At 72.9% G+C, this 13,606-nt stretch carries 15 protein-coding genes; 7 read left to right on the forward strand and 8 right to left on the reverse strand.

The window, feature by feature from the left end:
- Window positions 1-40 precede the first annotated feature (40 nt).
- Window positions 41-913 carry an AraC family transcriptional regulator gene (locus LUM46_RS09005; protein WP_274993463.1) on the forward strand — a complete coding sequence of 291 codons (873 nt, stop codon included), beginning with the start codon at window positions 41-43 and terminating at the stop codon, window positions 911-913.
- Here the strand turns inward: LUM46_RS09005 and LUM46_RS09010 are convergent.
- The 3 genes from LUM46_RS09010 to LUM46_RS09020 all read right to left on the reverse strand — a co-directional run bounded on the left by LUM46_RS09010 (window position 812) and on the right by LUM46_RS09020 (window position 3,220).
- Complete coding sequence (locus tag LUM46_RS09010; protein ID WP_274993465.1) at window positions 812-1,999, reverse strand: MFS transporter; 1,188 nt, start codon at window positions 1,997-1,999, stop codon at window positions 812-814. The genes LUM46_RS09005 and LUM46_RS09010 overlap by 102 nt on opposite strands.
- Window positions 2,000-2,066: 67 nt before the next feature.
- Window positions 2,067-2,708, reverse strand: coding sequence for a DedA family protein (locus LUM46_RS09015; protein WP_274993467.1), 642 nt, complete (start codon window positions 2,706-2,708; stop codon window positions 2,067-2,069).
- A gap of 74 nt (window positions 2,709-2,782) precedes the next feature.
- Window positions 2,783-3,220, reverse strand: coding sequence for an Lrp/AsnC family transcriptional regulator (locus LUM46_RS09020; protein ID WP_274993469.1), 438 nt, complete (start codon window positions 3,218-3,220; stop codon window positions 2,783-2,785).
- 102 nt (window positions 3,221-3,322) lie between these two features.
- On the opposite strand from LUM46_RS09020, the gene ddaH reads away from it, so the two are divergent.
- Window positions 3,323-4,234, forward strand: coding sequence for a dimethylargininase (ddaH, locus tag LUM46_RS09025; RefSeq protein WP_274993471.1), 912 nt, complete (start codon window positions 3,323-3,325; stop codon window positions 4,232-4,234).
- Window positions 4,231-5,259 (forward strand): ornithine cyclodeaminase, encoded by a 1,029-nt coding sequence (locus tag LUM46_RS09030; protein WP_274993472.1) that lies wholly within the window; start codon window positions 4,231-4,233, stop codon window positions 5,257-5,259. The genes ddaH and LUM46_RS09030 overlap by 4 nt, the downstream gene beginning before the upstream one ends.
- A gap of 98 nt (window positions 5,260-5,357) precedes the next feature.
- On the opposite strand, the gene LUM46_RS09035 is transcribed toward LUM46_RS09030, so the two are convergent.
- The 3 genes from LUM46_RS09035 to LUM46_RS09045 form a co-directional block, all read right to left on the reverse strand.
- A complete protein-coding gene (locus tag LUM46_RS09035) occupies window positions 5,358-6,638 on the reverse strand; it encodes a family 16 glycosylhydrolase (RefSeq protein ID WP_274993473.1) in 1,281 nt (426 codons plus the stop codon).
- A gap of 285 nt (window positions 6,639-6,923) precedes the next feature.
- Window positions 6,924-7,343 carry an Hsp20/alpha crystallin family protein gene (locus LUM46_RS09040; protein ID WP_274993474.1) on the reverse strand — a complete coding sequence of 140 codons (420 nt, stop codon included), beginning with the start codon at window positions 7,341-7,343 and terminating at the stop codon, window positions 6,924-6,926.
- 87 nt (window positions 7,344-7,430) lie between these two features.
- Window positions 7,431-8,438 carry a S66 family peptidase gene (locus LUM46_RS09045; protein WP_274993475.1) on the reverse strand — a complete coding sequence of 336 codons (1,008 nt, stop codon included), beginning with the start codon at window positions 8,436-8,438 and terminating at the stop codon, window positions 7,431-7,433.
- Window positions 8,439-8,533: 95 nt separating this feature from the next.
- Here LUM46_RS09045 and LUM46_RS09050 point away from each other — a divergent pair, with 95 nt between their 5' ends.
- Window positions 8,534-9,022, forward strand: a complete 489-nt coding sequence (locus LUM46_RS09050) for a dsRBD fold-containing protein (protein ID WP_274993476.1) — start codon at window positions 8,534-8,536, stop codon at window positions 9,020-9,022.
- A 19-nt stretch (window positions 9,023-9,041) separates the two neighbouring features.
- On the opposite strand, the gene LUM46_RS09055 is transcribed toward LUM46_RS09050, so the two are convergent.
- Window positions 9,042-9,680, reverse strand: coding sequence for a hypothetical protein (locus LUM46_RS09055; protein WP_274993477.1), 639 nt, complete (start codon window positions 9,678-9,680; stop codon window positions 9,042-9,044).
- Between the two features lie 79 nt (window positions 9,681-9,759).
- Between LUM46_RS09055 and LUM46_RS09060 the strand changes: the two genes are divergently transcribed.
- Window positions 9,760-11,007, forward strand: coding sequence for a molybdopterin molybdotransferase MoeA (locus tag LUM46_RS09060; RefSeq protein WP_274993478.1), 1,248 nt, complete (start codon window positions 9,760-9,762; stop codon window positions 11,005-11,007).
- A 31-nt stretch (window positions 11,008-11,038) separates the two neighbouring features.
- Window positions 11,039-11,458, forward strand: coding sequence for a molybdenum cofactor biosynthesis protein MoaE (locus LUM46_RS09065; protein WP_274993479.1), 420 nt, complete (start codon window positions 11,039-11,041; stop codon window positions 11,456-11,458).
- Between the two features lie 38 nt (window positions 11,459-11,496).
- On the opposite strand, the gene moaA is transcribed toward LUM46_RS09065, so the two are convergent.
- A complete protein-coding gene (gene moaA / locus LUM46_RS09070) occupies window positions 11,497-12,639 on the reverse strand; it encodes a GTP 3',8-cyclase MoaA (protein WP_274993481.1) in 1,143 nt (380 codons plus the stop codon).
- Between the two features lie 57 nt (window positions 12,640-12,696).
- Here moaA and LUM46_RS09075 point away from each other — a divergent pair, with 57 nt between their 5' ends.
- Window positions 12,697-13,605 carry a ketopantoate reductase family protein gene (locus LUM46_RS09075; RefSeq protein WP_274993482.1) on the forward strand — a complete coding sequence of 303 codons (909 nt, stop codon included), beginning with the start codon at window positions 12,697-12,699 and terminating at the stop codon, window positions 13,603-13,605.
- Window position 13,606: the final 1 nt, after the last annotated feature.

Genomic DNA, 13,606 nt, shown 5'->3' on the forward strand with positions numbered 1-13,606 from the left:
CCGGCGTGCGTTCGTGGCTCCGCTTCGTATGGAATGGGACATGACGACGCTGAAGCGCGAGCAGCTTCCTGCTGATGCGACCCTGGTGCGGCCCGGTGCCCTCTGGGCCCTGGTCCTGTCCGGTGCCGCGACGCTCGAGACGGCGGACGACCGCCGGACGGTCCTGCCCGGTGACGCGGTGCTCGTCGATCCCCGCACGGCGCACCGGCTCACCGCCGACGTCGACACCGACCTCGTGCACGGCGACCTCCGGCGAACGGTCCCCTCCACGCCGTGGCCGAGCCCGCTGGTGCTGCGCGGGTTCGGCGGCGAGCACCCCGGCATCGTCGCCCTCGTGACGACCTGCCCGCTCACCGTGCAGTGCAAGGCGGACCTGTTCGCGGCGGCCTATGCGGGCCTCATCGGGGCGGCGATCTCCTCCGTGTCCCACACCGCCGAGGCGGTCGGTGACCAGGTCACCGACGCTCGTGGCCCCGCGAGCGACGCGCAGGTCGCCGAGGTGGTCGCCGCCCTCGCGGCGAGCCCGGGCGAGCGGTGGACCCTCGACCGGATGGCCGGCCTGGTGCACCTGTCGCGCTCGGCCCTCACCGAACGGTTCCGCCGGGCGACCGGGCACAGCCCGATGCGGATGCTGCGGGAGGTGCGGATGCACCGGGCCCGCACGCTCCTCACCGAGCAGTGCCTGGCGGTCACGCGGGTCGCGTTCGAGGTGGGTTACGGCTCGGTCGCCGCGTTCAGCCGGGCGTTCGCCGCGGACCATGGCGTCTCACCGCTCGGGTGGCGGGCCGCGCCCGCGGCGGCGTCCGACACGTCAGGCGCGAGGTATCCGCAGGAGCGCCCAGCCGAGCCCCGCCGCCACCGCCGCGCCCGCGCCGACCAGCAGCAGTGGCCGGACGCCGTACCCGTCCAGTAGCAGCCCGCCCAGTGCGGAGCCCGCGGTGATCGCCACCTGGAAGGCTGTGACACTGAGCGCCATCGCCGACTCCGTCCGCTCCGGCTCCACCCGGGAGCCCCAGAGCTGGACGATGACGGGGATCATGTTGAACGAGAAGCCCCAGAGGACCACCGCGGCGGTCAGCACCGGCACGGACGAGGCGTTCGCCGTGAGCACCAGAGCGATGGCGAGCGCGATCGGCGCGGCCCCGGCCAGGGGGCGCAGCCAGCGCGCGAGCATCCCGGCCACGATCGTGCCGGTGACGGCGCCGGCGCCCCACGAGAGCAGCATCCAGGTGGTGGCGCCGGGGTCGATACGGTCGATCGCGAGTCGGATGTACGGGTAGGCCGCGAAGTTGCCGAAGGCGACCAGCACCACGCAGCCGATGCCGGCCATCAGCCGTGTGCTGCGCAGGGCCTCGCGCAGCATCTGCAGGCCCGCCGTCGGGTGCGCAGGGACGGAGGGGAGTGCGATCGCGAGCGCGACCGCGCTGAGCGCGCAGAGGGCGGCGGCGCCCGCGAACGCCGTCCGCCACCCGACGGCGTCGCCGACGATCGACCCGAGCGGGACACCGAGCACCGTCGCGATGCTGACGCCGAACGAGATGGCTGACGACACCAGGCGATCCTTGCCGGGAGCTGCGTAGGTGCCGACGCCGAAGGCGAACGACCAGTACCCGGCGATCGCGACACCGAGCAGCAGGCGGCCGATCAGCAGCACCGCGAAGCTGGGCGCGACGGCGACCGCGAGGTTCGACAGGGCGGCGGCGGCGAGCAGCCCGAGCATGACCTTGCGGCGGTCGGCCCGGGGGAGGAGCACGGCGATGCTCGGCGCGGTGAAGGCTCCGGCGATCGCCGTGGCGGCGACCGCCAGGCCCGCCGTGCCCTCGGTCACGCCGACGTCGGCGGCGAGGCCCGGCAGTACGCTCGCGGGCAGGAACTCGCTCGCGACCAGGATCGCGATCCCGAAGGAGAGCGCGATGACGGGTGTCCAGGTCGGAGTGCTCGCCGGGGTGGTGACCGGTGAGCTGGGCGGTGCGCTCGGCGCGGCGCTCTGGGTTGGCATGGCTCCAGCCTCGTCGCCGTGCCCGCACGGCAGTTGATCCTCTGGCGCCCTCTGTTGATCGCCCGGCCTAGGCTGCCGTTGGCGCCCGCCCCGCCCGGTCCTGCCGCCACGCACGCACCCCCGCGACCACTGACGCCGCGATGACCACGCCGGCCACCACATACGCGATGGGTCGCACCGACGGGTCCGACGCCGCGAAGTACCCGAGCACCGTGATGAGCACCGCCCAGCTCAGCGCCCCGAACACGTTCGCCGTGAGGAAGCGCAGGTAGGGCATGCCGCCGACCCCCGCGATCACCGGGACGAAGACGCGCGCCCAGGGCATGTAGCGGCCGATCACCACGGACCACCAGCCGAACAGCTCGTAGAACCGTTCGGTGCGCGCGACCATCGACTGCACCCAGCGGCCCTTCCGGGAGCTCAGGTACGGCCGCCCGTACCTGCGGCCCAGCAGGAATGCGACCTGGTCACCCGCCACGGCGGCGACGCCGACGCCGATCGCGAGCACCCAGATGTCGATGCGGTCCGTGCTGCCTGCCACGATCCCCGCGCCGAAGAGCAGGCCGTCACCGGTGAGGAACGGGATGAAGACGCCGACGAAGAACGCGGTCCCCACGAACACGAGGCCCCAGACCACGAGGTAGAACGTGGGAGGGCCCAGCACGTCGAGCCAGCCGGCGACGTCGTCGGAGACCGTGGTTCTGATCATCGTGGGCGCCCTCCGGTGCGGACAGGAAAGTCCTGTTAGGACACCCTAAGGCGTAGCGTGCCCCGGGCGGCCGGTCAGGCGCCCGGCCGGTCCACCACCCGCGACATCACGAGGGCAGTACGTGTCTTCACGACGTGCGTGACGGTCCGGATACGTTCCACGACGTGCTCGATCTGCTCCATGTTCGCGGCCATCACGTGCACCATCGCGTCGGCGTCGCCGGTCACCGTGGAGACCCGCACCACCTCGGGGATCGGGGCGAAGTCGCGCTCGAGCACGGCGGGCGACACGATGCCGGAGCAGAAGATCTCGACGTACCCCTCCAGCGTCCACCCCATCGCCTGCGGGTCCACGCGTACGGTGAAGCCCGCGATCTCCCCGCGGGTGACCATGAGGTCCACCCGTCGCTTCACGGCGGGGGCGGAGAGCCCGACGACGCCGCCGATCTCCTGGTACGTGGCGCGCCCGTCGCGCAGCAGCTCTCCGACGATCGCGCGGTTGACAGCATCCATGAACGAATCGTTCAGTACTTCCCGCGATCGCGCAAGAAACCGTGGCTGAATGCGCAACAGAAGCATGCCTGTTGTGAATCGGTCGGGACATAGCCTCACGACATGACGCAGACCACCGCGCAGCTGACGCACACCACCGCGCAGCGGACCGCCACACCGCGGCACTACCTCATGTGCCCGCCCACGTACTTCGACGTCGTCTACGCCATCAACCCCTGGATGGACCCGTCCTCGCCGGTCGACACCGCCAAGGCCATCGCCCAGTGGGAGGCGCTCCGCGCCGCCTACGAGGCCCGCGGCCACCGGGTCGACGTCATCGACCCCGAGCCCGGCCTGCCCGACATGGTCTACGCGGCCAACGGCGGCATCGTCGTCGGCGGACGGGCGCTCGCCGCCCGGTTCACCCACCCGGAGCGCGCGGCCGAGGGCCCCGCGTACGACCGCTGGTTCGACACCGCGGCCGCCGCGCCCTACGGCCGGCTCGGCGAGGCCGTCGAGACCATGGAGGGCGAGGGTGACCTCCTGCTGATCGGCAAGCTGCTGCTCGCGGGCACCGGCTTCCGCACCACGCCCGCCGGCCACGCCGAGGTGGCCGAGCGCCTGGAGCTGGCCGAGCAGGGCATCGAGCTGGTCCCGCTCGAGCTCGTCGACCCGCGCTACTACCACCTCGACACGGCGCTGTCCGTGCTGGACGACGGCGCCGTCTCCGGCGAGACCCTCGTGGCCTACCACCCCGAGGCGTTCAGCCCCGCCGCGCAGGAGACGCTGCGCCGCCTGTTCCCCGACGCGATCCTGGTCGGCGCCGACGACGCCGCCGTGCTCGGCCTGAACGTCGTCTCCGACGGGCTGCACGTGTTCCTCAGCGACCGTGCCCGTGACTACGCCGACGCGCTCAAGGAGCGCGGGTTCGTGCCGGTCGGCATCGACCTGTCCGAGATCTTCAAGGGCGGCGGCTCGGTCAAGTGCTGCACGCTCGAGCTGCGCCCCACCACCACCGAGGAGACCCAGCGATGACCACAGTCCCGTACCTCGACGTCGCCGCCACCGCCCGCTGGGTGGCCCGCCGTGGCCCCGAGGCCGCCATCGCCGCGCTCACCGACGCCCTGGAGCGCGACTTCGCGCGCTGGCCCGAGCTCGACAAGCGGCCGCGCATCGCGTCGCACTCGAAGGAGGGCGTCATCGAGCTCATGCCCACCTCCGACGACGAGACCTACGGGTTCAAGCTCGTCAACGGGCATCCGCTCAACCCGGTGAACGGCTTCCAGACGGTGACGGCGATCGGCATGCTCGCCTCCGTCCAGAACGGCTACCCGTCGTTCCTGGCCGAGATGACGCTGCTCACGGCGCTGCGCACCGCCGCGACGTCGGCGCTGGCTGCGCGCTACCTGGCGCCTGCCGGGTCCCGCACCCTCGCCCTGATCGGCTGCGGCTCGCAGGCCGAGTTCCAGGCGCTCGGCATGCGCGCCGAGCTGGGCATCGAGACGCTGCGCATCTTCGACGTCGACCCGCTCGCCATGGAGAAGCTCGCGCGGCACGCCAAGGCGCTCGGCTTCGACGTCGTCCTGGCCGACGACGCCGCTGACGCGGCCCGCGGCGCCGACGTCATCACCACGTGCACGGCCGACAAGCAGAACGCGACCGTGCTGCACGACGCCGACGTGACCGGCGGGGCGTTCATCAACGCGATCGGTGGCGACTGCCCGGGCAAGACGGAGCTGGACCCGGCGATCGTCGCCCGCGCCAGCGTGTTCGTGGAGCTCCCGGAGCAGACCCGTATCGAGGGCGAGATCCAGCGGCAGGCGGCGGACTTCCCGGTGACCGAGCTGTGGCAGGTCGTCACCGGTGCCGCGCAGGGCCGCCGGAGCCAGGACGAGCTGGTCGTGTTCGACTCCGTCGGGTTCGCCGTGGAGGACTGGACGGCGCTGAAGTTCGTGCTCGCCGACGTCACCGCGAACGCGCCGGAGCTGCTTCAGCACCTCGACCTGATCGCGGAGCCGGAGGACCCGAAGGACTTGTTCTCCCTGGTGGCGGACGCCTGACCGCCCACCACCCCCGTTCGTTGAGTGCTGGCTATCTGTGCTCTCAGAGCCGTTCTGACCACAGATAGCCAGCACTCAACGGGTTGGAGGAGGGGGGCTTACGGGAGGGTCCAGCGTTGGACCGTTGAGCCGTCGCAGTTGGCGATCTCGGTGCGGGTGCCGTCGGTCTGCACCCGACCGACGGGCTGGAGGCAGCGACCGGACTGCGGGTTGCGCAGCGCCTGGGTGCCGCTCGTGTGGCTCCACTGCTGAGCGCCGGTGCCGTTGCAGTCCCAGAGCTGGACGGCGGTGCCGGCAGCGGTGCCGCCCCCGGCCACATCGAGGCACTTGCCCAGGGCGCGGACGGTGCCGTCCGAGCCGACGTTCCACTGCTGGGCCGCGCTGCTGTTGCAGTGGGCGAGCTGGATGGGCGTGCCGTTGGCCGTGGCCGCTCCGGCGACGTCGAGGCAGATCCCGTTGCTCGCGGTGACCGTGCCGGTGCGGCTCCCGCCCCCGCCGCCCTGGGAGTCGTACACGCGGACGTAGTCGACGACCATCTGCTGGGGGAACTGGGTGCTCCCGTCGGGGTATCCCGGCCAGTTGCCGCCGACGGCGACGTTCAGGATGAAGAAGAAGGGCTGGTTGAAGACCCAGGGGTTGCTGCCGGTGTTGGCCGGGGTGAACGTCTGGTAGGCGTTGCCGTCCACCAGCCAGGTGATGGAGTTGGGGCTCCAGTCGATGGCGAAGGTGTGGAAGTCGTCGGCGAAGGACCAGTTCTGCGGGTGTGTGTACGAGCCGGTGACGGGGTTGGCCCCCGAGTAGCCCGGGCCGTGCAGCGTGCCGTGCACCCGGTTGGGCTCGCGGCCGATGTTCTCCATGATGTCGATCTCGCCCGAGTTCGGCCACGGCGTGCCCGGGAACTGGCCGCCCAGCATCCAGAACGCGGGCCAGATGCCCTGCCCGCGCGGGATCTTGATCCGGGCCTCCAGGCGGCCGTACTGCGGCTGCACCTTGCCCTTGGTCGTCAGCCGGGCCGAGGTGTAGCCGCTGCCCTCCTGGCGGGCCGTGATGACCAGGTTGCCGTTGCCGTCCAGGGCCGAGTTGTTCCGTGAGCTGGTGTAGTTCTGCAGCTCGTTGTTGCCCCAGCCGCCCGCGCCGGTCTCGAAGTTCCAGTTCGCGCCGTTGGGCGCGCTACCGGCGGCCCCGTTGAACTCGTCCGACCAGGTCAGGGCGGCCGCCTGGGCCGCGGCCTGGGCGGCCTCCGCGTCCGGCGCGGCGCCGCCGTCGGGGGCCTTCGGCGCCGCCCCGGCGGACGTCACGAGCGAGGCCGACAGGACCAGGGCGACGGCTGCTGCCGCCGTCAGGGCGGCGCGGGTGGTGCGGTGTCTCGTGCTACGCATCGAACGCTCCTTCGCGAACATGTCTCTCTCGTCGCGCGGACCCGCACGACGGGCACAGCTGCGGCAGTCGCGCGCGCACTCCGGTGTGTCACGGGCGATGCGTGGGTGGTGACGAAACAGTGCTCACAAAAAGTATCGGCGCCATCCGGCGACGCACAACGGGCTCATCAGGAGATACGGGTTTCCCCGCACGCCGTCCCATGGCCCGCGGCGGGCCTCCCCGGACACACCGACGGCGCCCGACCGCGGGTGCGGTCGGGCGCCGTCGGTGGGCCGCCGAGGTGATCAGGCGGCGGTGGTGACCTCGATGCGCTGCGGCGTCGTACCGGCGAAGACGCCGGGCACGGTGACCGTCAGGACGCCCGCGTCGTACGACGCGCGGACGGCGTCGCCGTCCACGGTCCTCGGCAGCGTGACCGTGCGGCGGAAGGAGCCGAAACGGACCTCCGAGATGCGGCGGCCCTCGGACTCCTCCGAGCGCTGGTCCTTGCGCTCGCCGCGGACGACGAGCTTGCGGCCCTCGACCTCGACGGTGATGTCGTCCACCGGGTCGACGCCCGGCAGGTCGAGGCGGGCGACGAGGTCTTCGCCCTCGCGGTAGACGTCGGCCGCGGGCACGGGGCCCTCGGCGACGGCGGACTGCGGGGCCCACGGGTCGCGGACCCAGGTGCGGGCGAGCGGTGAACGGGTCAGGACGGTGGTCATGGTGTTCTCCTCCGGACGGGATTGATGTCAGGTTCAACCTGAGTCGACCCGACTCAATTTCCGGGTTCGCCGACGGCGGACGGTGCGTCAGTGCCGCGTGATCGTCAGCCTCGAGCTGCCGCCGTCCGTCCCGACCGAGAGCTCCGCCCCGCCGCCGACCGGGAAGGTGAGCAGCGGGCTCGTGTGCCCGAGGTCGACGCCGGCCAGGACCGGCTTGCCGCGCAGCGCGGGCTGCCGCGCGACGATCTCGTCGAGCGCCTCGCGCGTCACGCCCGAGCTGCTCTGGAACCGGCCGACGACGAGCCCGGTGACGCCCCCGGCATCGGGCAGCTGGAGCAGCGAGGTGAGGTGGCGCGCGACGTGGGCCGCGTCGGACTCGAAGTCGTCCTCGAGGAACAGGAGCGCGCCGTCGAGCGACGGCAGGTACGAGGTGCCCTGCAGCAGGCCCAGCGTGGTGAGGTTGCCGCCCACGATCCGGCCTGTGGCCTGCCCGGGGCGCAGCGCCCACCAGCCCTCGTTCGGCACGGGCGTGCGGGCGTCCTGGTCGGCGAACCACATGTCGTCGGTCCAGGCCGCCGCGGGTTCGACGGCGATCGGGGTGTCGTCCATGACGGCCGCGCGGAACCAGTCCCCGGTGGGCTCGAAGTGGTCGCGCATGCCCCAGCTCGACCAGTGCGGGCCCGAGTAGGTGACCAGGCCCGTGCGGGCCAGGATCGCGTTCTGCAGCGCGCTGATGTCGGAGTAGCCGCAGAAGACCTTGGGGTGGGCGGCGATCAGGTCGAAGTCCAGGTGGGGAAGCAGCTCGTTGCTGTTGAACCCACCGATCACCGTGAGGATCCCGGCCACGCCGGGGTCGGCGAACGCCGCGTGCAGGTCGGCCACCCGGTGCTCGATCGAGCCGCTGCGGAACTGGTCGTCCTCGTCGACGTGCTCGCCGAACGTGAGGGTGAGTCCCATGGCGGCGAACCGCTCGTCGATCCACCGGGTGTTGTCGTGCTCCATGATCATCGCCCGCGACCTCGCAGGTGCGACCACCCGGACGGTGTCGCCGGATCGGAGCTTGGGCGGGATGACGGTCTGTACGCGCGCTGACATGGCCGCAGCCTAGGCCGCCGCTTACCGGTACGTCCGACACCGCGGGGCATACGGAGAGATGATGGAACTGATCGCAGCGACGCGAGGAGGACCCCATGAAGGCAGCTGTTGGTGACCGGATAGTCACGGCCTCGGGCGTGGTCGGCGGTGCGGTGCGCGACGGAGTGGTGACCGAGTGTCCCCACGACGACGGCTCGCCGCCCTACCGGGTCAAGTGGTCCGACACCGGTGAGGAGACGCTCGTCCACCCGGGCCCGGACACGTTCGTCGACCCGGACGCGCGGGCGGCGCGCGGCGAGGAGGCCGAGCCCCGGCAGGGGCGGGCGCTCACCTGGGACGTGCGGATCACGGTGGTCGAGTCGGGCGGCAGCACGACGGCGGAGGCGACCGTGACGAACGGTCCGCCGGATGCGCTGCGCGCCGTCGGGCACGCCAGGAAGGCGCCCGAGGACCCGGAGGTACCCCTGATCGGCGACGAGCTCGCCGTCGGCCGGGCGCTGCGGCGGCTGGCCGACCGCCTGCTCGCCGTGGCCGAGCAGGACGTCTCGGCGGCGGTCGGGCACCGGGCGCACGTGCACAAGTAGCCCGACCGTCCGACGGCGGCTACGCCAGGATGCCCGAGGCGTCCAGCGCGCCCCGCACCTCGGCATCGAGCCACGGCTCGATGCCCTCCCAGGTGGTGCGCCACGAGACTCCGCTGAGCTGGCTGCCGTCGGGGAACGTCTCGATGTAGTCCGCCTGCAGCACACCGAAGTTGTCGCACCAGAACGCGTTGGCGGGGGTGCCGTCGAGGAGCTGGTCGATGCGCATCGCCGACGTCGAGACGCCGTCGGGCAGCAGGAGCGGCTGCGTGTCGGTGCGGACCAGCAGCGCGTGCCGCGTGCGCGTCGGGTCGGCGTCGTCGAGCTGGGTGTACTCGACCCACGCGCCGACCGTCGCGAGCTCCAGCACCAGGAGGTACCGCGCGAACGAGGGCACGCCGTTCCCCACTCCCGGCGGCAGGTCGGCGCGCTCGAACGCGACGTCCACGCCGCCGGGCTCGCGCTGCAGGGAGTACCGCACCCAGCTGCGCACGTCGCCGTCGTACTCGACCCGCTGCCGGGCGCGCAGCACGACGTCGGGAGTGGGGCGCATGGCCAGCACGGAGTCGAGGACCCGCAGACCGTCCGCGGACTGCGACTCCCGGCGCACGAGAGCGCCGTCGGGCGTCGTCCCGTTGTTGCTCAGTGCGTGGATGTGCATGGTCGATTCTGGCGCCCGGTGCCGCTCGGACGCCAGCGCAAGTGTGCTTCACCCGGGGTGTCCCAGGTAGGTTGCGGACATGAGCGAGCGCGTTGACGTGGAACAGCATCGGGCCGACGTCGCAGAGCTCCTCGCGGAGCTCGCCGACCGGCCCACGGAAGAGGTATCGATCCACCGGGGGGTGCTCGGGCGGGTGCTGGCGCGCGACGTCACCGCCCCCGTGCCGCTGCCCCGCTTCCGCAACTCACAGATGGACGGCTTCGCGGTGCGTGCCGCCGACGTCGCCCCGGCCGGGCCGGGCGCGCCCGTCACCCTGCCCGTGGTGGGGGACGTCGCCGCGGCGCCCGGCGAGCCGGCCCCGCTGGAGCCCGGCACCGCGGTCCGGATCATGACCGGAGCGCCGGTACCCGACGGCGCCGACACCGTGGTTCCCGTCGAGGACACCGACCACGTGACCTTCAACGGTGTCCACGACGACTCGTCGGCCGCGTCGGCCAAGGTCGAGGTGGTCCGCGGGCGGGAGCCCGGGGAGTTCGTCCGGGAGCCCGGGTCCGACGTCGCCGAGGGTGCCGTCGTGCTGCGCGCCGGGACCGTCCTGGCACCGCACCACGTGGCGGCCGCCGCCGCGTGCGGCCTCACCCGGCTGACGGTCCGCGCACCCGTGTCGGTGGCCGTCGTCTCGACGGGGAGCGAGCTCGTCGCACCCGACGGCGAACCCGGCCCCGGCCAGGTCTGGGACGCGAACGGCCCGGCGCTCGCGGCCGCCGTCCGCGCGGCGGGCGGACGCGTCGGTCTGCGCCTGAGCGTCCCCGACGACCCGGAGATCGTGCGGATGGGCCTGGAGCGCGCGGCGGCGCTGTGCGACGTCGTGCTCACCACCGGCGGCGTCAGCCAGGGCGCGTACGAGGTGGTCAAGGACGCCCTGCCGGAGATCACCTTCCGCTCGGTGGCGATGCAGCCCGGTGGGCCACAGGGCCTCGGGCGGGTCGCGGGCACGCCGGTGCTGGCGTTCCCCGGCAACCCCGTGAGCGCGCAGGTCTCGTTCGTCGTGTTCCTGCGCGACATCCTGCGGCAGGCCGGTGGCCTGCCGCCCGTGGAGGGCGTGCCCGCGGTGCTCGACGCCGCCGTCACCTCGCCGGACGGGAAGCGCCAGCTCCTGCGAGGAAGCTGGGTCGGTGACGCCGCGGCGGGTGCGCGGGTCGCGGTCGTCGGCGGCCCGGGGTCGCACCTCGTGGCGTCGATGGCTGCCGCGGACGTGCTGATCGACGTCCCCGCTGCCGCGACTACGCTCGACGAGGGTGCCGAGGTGGCCACGTGGCCGCTGTGACGTCGCGTCCGGTGCCGGCGAGGGAGTGCTGATGGACCAGGTGGTACGGGTGACGCAGGACGTGCTCGACGACGCCGTCGGCCGGGCCGTGGAGGCCGCGGTGGCGGCGCCCGAGTGCGGGGCCGTGGTGACGTTCCGCGGCGTGGTTCGTGACGACGACGGTGGTCGCGACGTCACCAGCCTCGACTACGAGGCACACCCCGACGCGACCGCCGTCCTGGAAAAAGTGTGCCAGGCCGTGGCGGCCGAGACGGGCCTCCGGGTGGCGGCGACCCACCGGTACGGGCACCTCGAGGTGGGGGACGTCGCGCTCGTGGCGGCGGCGTCGGCGGGGCACCGCAAGGAGGCGTTCGAGGCATGCTCCCTGCTGGTGGAGCGCATCAAGGCCGAGGTGCCGATCTGGAAGAAGCAGCAGTTCACCGACGGCGAGTCGGAGTGGGTCGGTCTGTAGCCGGCCGGAGTACCGAGCTCGGTCCGGCAGGTGCGGGCTCAGCCCCCGATCGCGCCCATGCTGCGCTCGGTCTGCGCGAACGCGTCGGCCGCCAGCTCGACCGCGTCGCTGCCGTGCGCGCGGGGCTTGGCCCACATCGCGGCGCGCCAGGCGTCGCCCACCTCGTCGTCCGTGGCGCCGGCCCGGAGCAGGGCCTTGAGGTCGGTCTCCTCGTTGCCGAAGAGGCACGAGCGGACGGTGCCCTCCGCGGTCAGCCGGGTGCGGTCGCAGGCCCCGCAGAACGAACGGGTCACCGACGCGATGATCCCGACCGTCGCCGGGCCCTCGTCCACCAGCCACTCCTCCGCCGGGGCCGAGGGGTCCTCGCGGCCGGCCGGGGTGAGCGTGAAGCGGGACCCCAGCACGCCGAGCAGGTCGGCGGCGCTCACGACGTCGTCCCGCGTCCACTGCCCGTCCGCGTCGAGCGGCATCTCCTCGATGAAGCGCAGGTTGCAGCCGTGCTCCACGGCCCAGGCGAGCAGGTCGGCGGCGCCCGCCAGGGTCTCGGGCAGGAGCACCGCGTTGATCTTGACCGGAGCCAGCCCGGCGGCGAGCGCGGCGCGGATGCCGACCAGCACGTCGTCCAGGCGGTCACGCCGGGTCAGGGTCGCGAACGTCTCCCGGTCCACCGTGTCGAGCGAGACGTTGACGCGGTCCAGCCCGGCCGCGACCAGCGCTTTCACCCGCTTGTCCAGGCCGAGGGCGTTCGAGGTCATGGCGATGCGGACCCGCTCCGCCGACGTCGGCGTGCCCGGCGTCGTGCCCGGACGCGGCGCGGCCATCGCGTCGTCGGCCGCGGTGCGTGCCGCGCCGATGATCTTCTCCAGGTCACGTCGCATGAGCGGCTCGCCACCGGTGAACCGGATGTCGCGGATGCCGAGGTCACGGACACCGATGCCGACGAGCCGGCCGATCTCGTCCGGCGTCATCAGCTCGTCCTGCGGCACCAGGGGCAGGCCCTCGGCGGGCATGCAGTACGTGCAGCGCAGTGAGCACGCGGTGGTGATCGAGACGCGCAGGTCGCGCGCGACGCGTCCGTACCGGTCGACGAGCAGCGGTGTCTCGGGACGTGGTCGGCCGCCCGGGGTGGCAGCGCGCCGGGGCACGCCTCGCACCGACGGGATCCCGAGTGTGACTGCCATGTCCCGAGAGTAGTCCAGGACCTATCCCCGGTAGCAGGGCTGCCTACGATGTGGCCCATGACGGACAACCTCATCGCGATCATCGGCCCCGGTGCGATCGGTGGCCTGGTGGCGGGCATGCTCCAGCGGGCGGGGCACGACGTCGTCGTGGTCGCCCGCGAGAAGACCGCCCGGCAGGTCACCGAGCACGGTCTCGACATCGAGACCGACGAGTTCGGGACGTGGCACGCCCCGCTGACCGCGACGACGGAGGTCCCGCACGGCGCGCGCGTGATCGTGGCGGTCAAGGCGGAGGGTGTGTCGGACGCCGCCCGGCTGCTCGCCGGCACCGCGCCGGCCGAGGTGCTGTCGCTGCTCAACGGTCTGGACCACGTCGACCTGCTGCGGACGGCGCTGCCCGGCGTGCGGGTGGTCGGCGCCACCATCGCCGGCGAGACGCTACGGACCGGGGCGGGCGGCTTCGGCCCGGCCCTGGTCCGGCACCGCGGCACCCTGCTGCGGGCGGTCGTGCCCGACGACGCCGCGGAGCTCGGCCTGGTCGCCGCGCTCCGGGACACCTCGATCGAGGTGCTCACCGGGGGGACCGAGGCCGAGGTGCTGTGGAAGAAGCTGCGCTTCCTCGCGCCTCTCGCGCTGCTGACGTCGGCATGGGCGACCGGCATCGGGGACGCGCTGACCCGTGACCCCGCACTGACGTCCGGCCTGCTGGCCGAGATCGCCGCGGCCGCCACCGCCGAGGGCGTGCCGACCACGGGCGAGGACCTGCACGGCATCCTCGGCGGCTTCCCCGCGCCGATGCGCTCGTCGCTGCAGGCGGACATCGAGGCAGGCCGGGAGGGTGAGCTCGACGCGATCGGCGGGGCGGTGCGCCGCCGGGCGGCGGCTCACGGCATCGCCACCCCGGTGCTGGACGACGTCATCGGCCGGATCGGCGCCCGTGTCGCGGAAGCCGACCGGCCGTCCTGAG

Origin of the sequence: Promicromonospora iranensis (assembly GCF_028994805.1) — a bacterium.
In the GTDB taxonomy this organism is placed as follows: Bacteria; Actinomycetota; Actinomycetes; order Actinomycetales; family Cellulomonadaceae; genus Promicromonospora; species Promicromonospora iranensis.

Excerpts from the sequence above, each read along its gene's own strand:
- LUM46_RS09005 (WP_274993463.1), top strand. The coding sequence starts at position 41 with ATGACGACGCTGAAGCGCGAGCAGCTTCCTGCTGATGCGACCCTGGTG.
- LUM46_RS09010 (WP_274993465.1), bottom strand. The coding sequence starts at position 1,999 with ATGCCAACCCAGAGCGCCGCGCCGAGCGCACCGCCCAGCTCACCGGTC.
- LUM46_RS09015 (WP_274993467.1), bottom strand. The coding sequence starts at position 2,708 with ATGATCAGAACCACGGTCTCCGACGACGTCGCCGGCTGGCTCGACGTG.
- LUM46_RS09020 (WP_274993469.1), bottom strand. The coding sequence starts at position 3,220 with ATGGATGCTGTCAACCGCGCGATCGTCGGAGAGCTGCTGCGCGACGGG.
- ddaH (WP_274993471.1), top strand. The coding sequence starts at position 3,323 with ATGACGCAGACCACCGCGCAGCTGACGCACACCACCGCGCAGCGGACC.
- LUM46_RS09030 (WP_274993472.1), top strand. The coding sequence starts at position 4,231 with ATGACCACAGTCCCGTACCTCGACGTCGCCGCCACCGCCCGCTGGGTG.
- LUM46_RS09035 (WP_274993473.1), bottom strand. The coding sequence starts at position 6,638 with ATGCGTAGCACGAGACACCGCACCACCCGCGCCGCCCTGACGGCGGCA.
- LUM46_RS09040 (WP_274993474.1), bottom strand. The coding sequence starts at position 7,343 with ATGACCACCGTCCTGACCCGTTCACCGCTCGCCCGCACCTGGGTCCGC.
- LUM46_RS09045 (WP_274993475.1), bottom strand. The coding sequence starts at position 8,438 with ATGTCAGCGCGCGTACAGACCGTCATCCCGCCCAAGCTCCGATCCGGC.
- LUM46_RS09050 (WP_274993476.1), top strand. The coding sequence starts at position 8,534 with ATGAAGGCAGCTGTTGGTGACCGGATAGTCACGGCCTCGGGCGTGGTC.
- LUM46_RS09055 (WP_274993477.1), bottom strand. The coding sequence starts at position 9,680 with ATGCACATCCACGCACTGAGCAACAACGGGACGACGCCCGACGGCGCT.
- LUM46_RS09060 (WP_274993478.1), top strand. The coding sequence starts at position 9,760 with ATGAGCGAGCGCGTTGACGTGGAACAGCATCGGGCCGACGTCGCAGAG.
- LUM46_RS09065 (WP_274993479.1), top strand. The coding sequence starts at position 11,039 with ATGGACCAGGTGGTACGGGTGACGCAGGACGTGCTCGACGACGCCGTC.
- moaA (WP_274993481.1), bottom strand. The coding sequence starts at position 12,639 with ATGGCAGTCACACTCGGGATCCCGTCGGTGCGAGGCGTGCCCCGGCGC.
- LUM46_RS09075 (WP_274993482.1), top strand. The coding sequence starts at position 12,697 with ATGACGGACAACCTCATCGCGATCATCGGCCCCGGTGCGATCGGTGGC.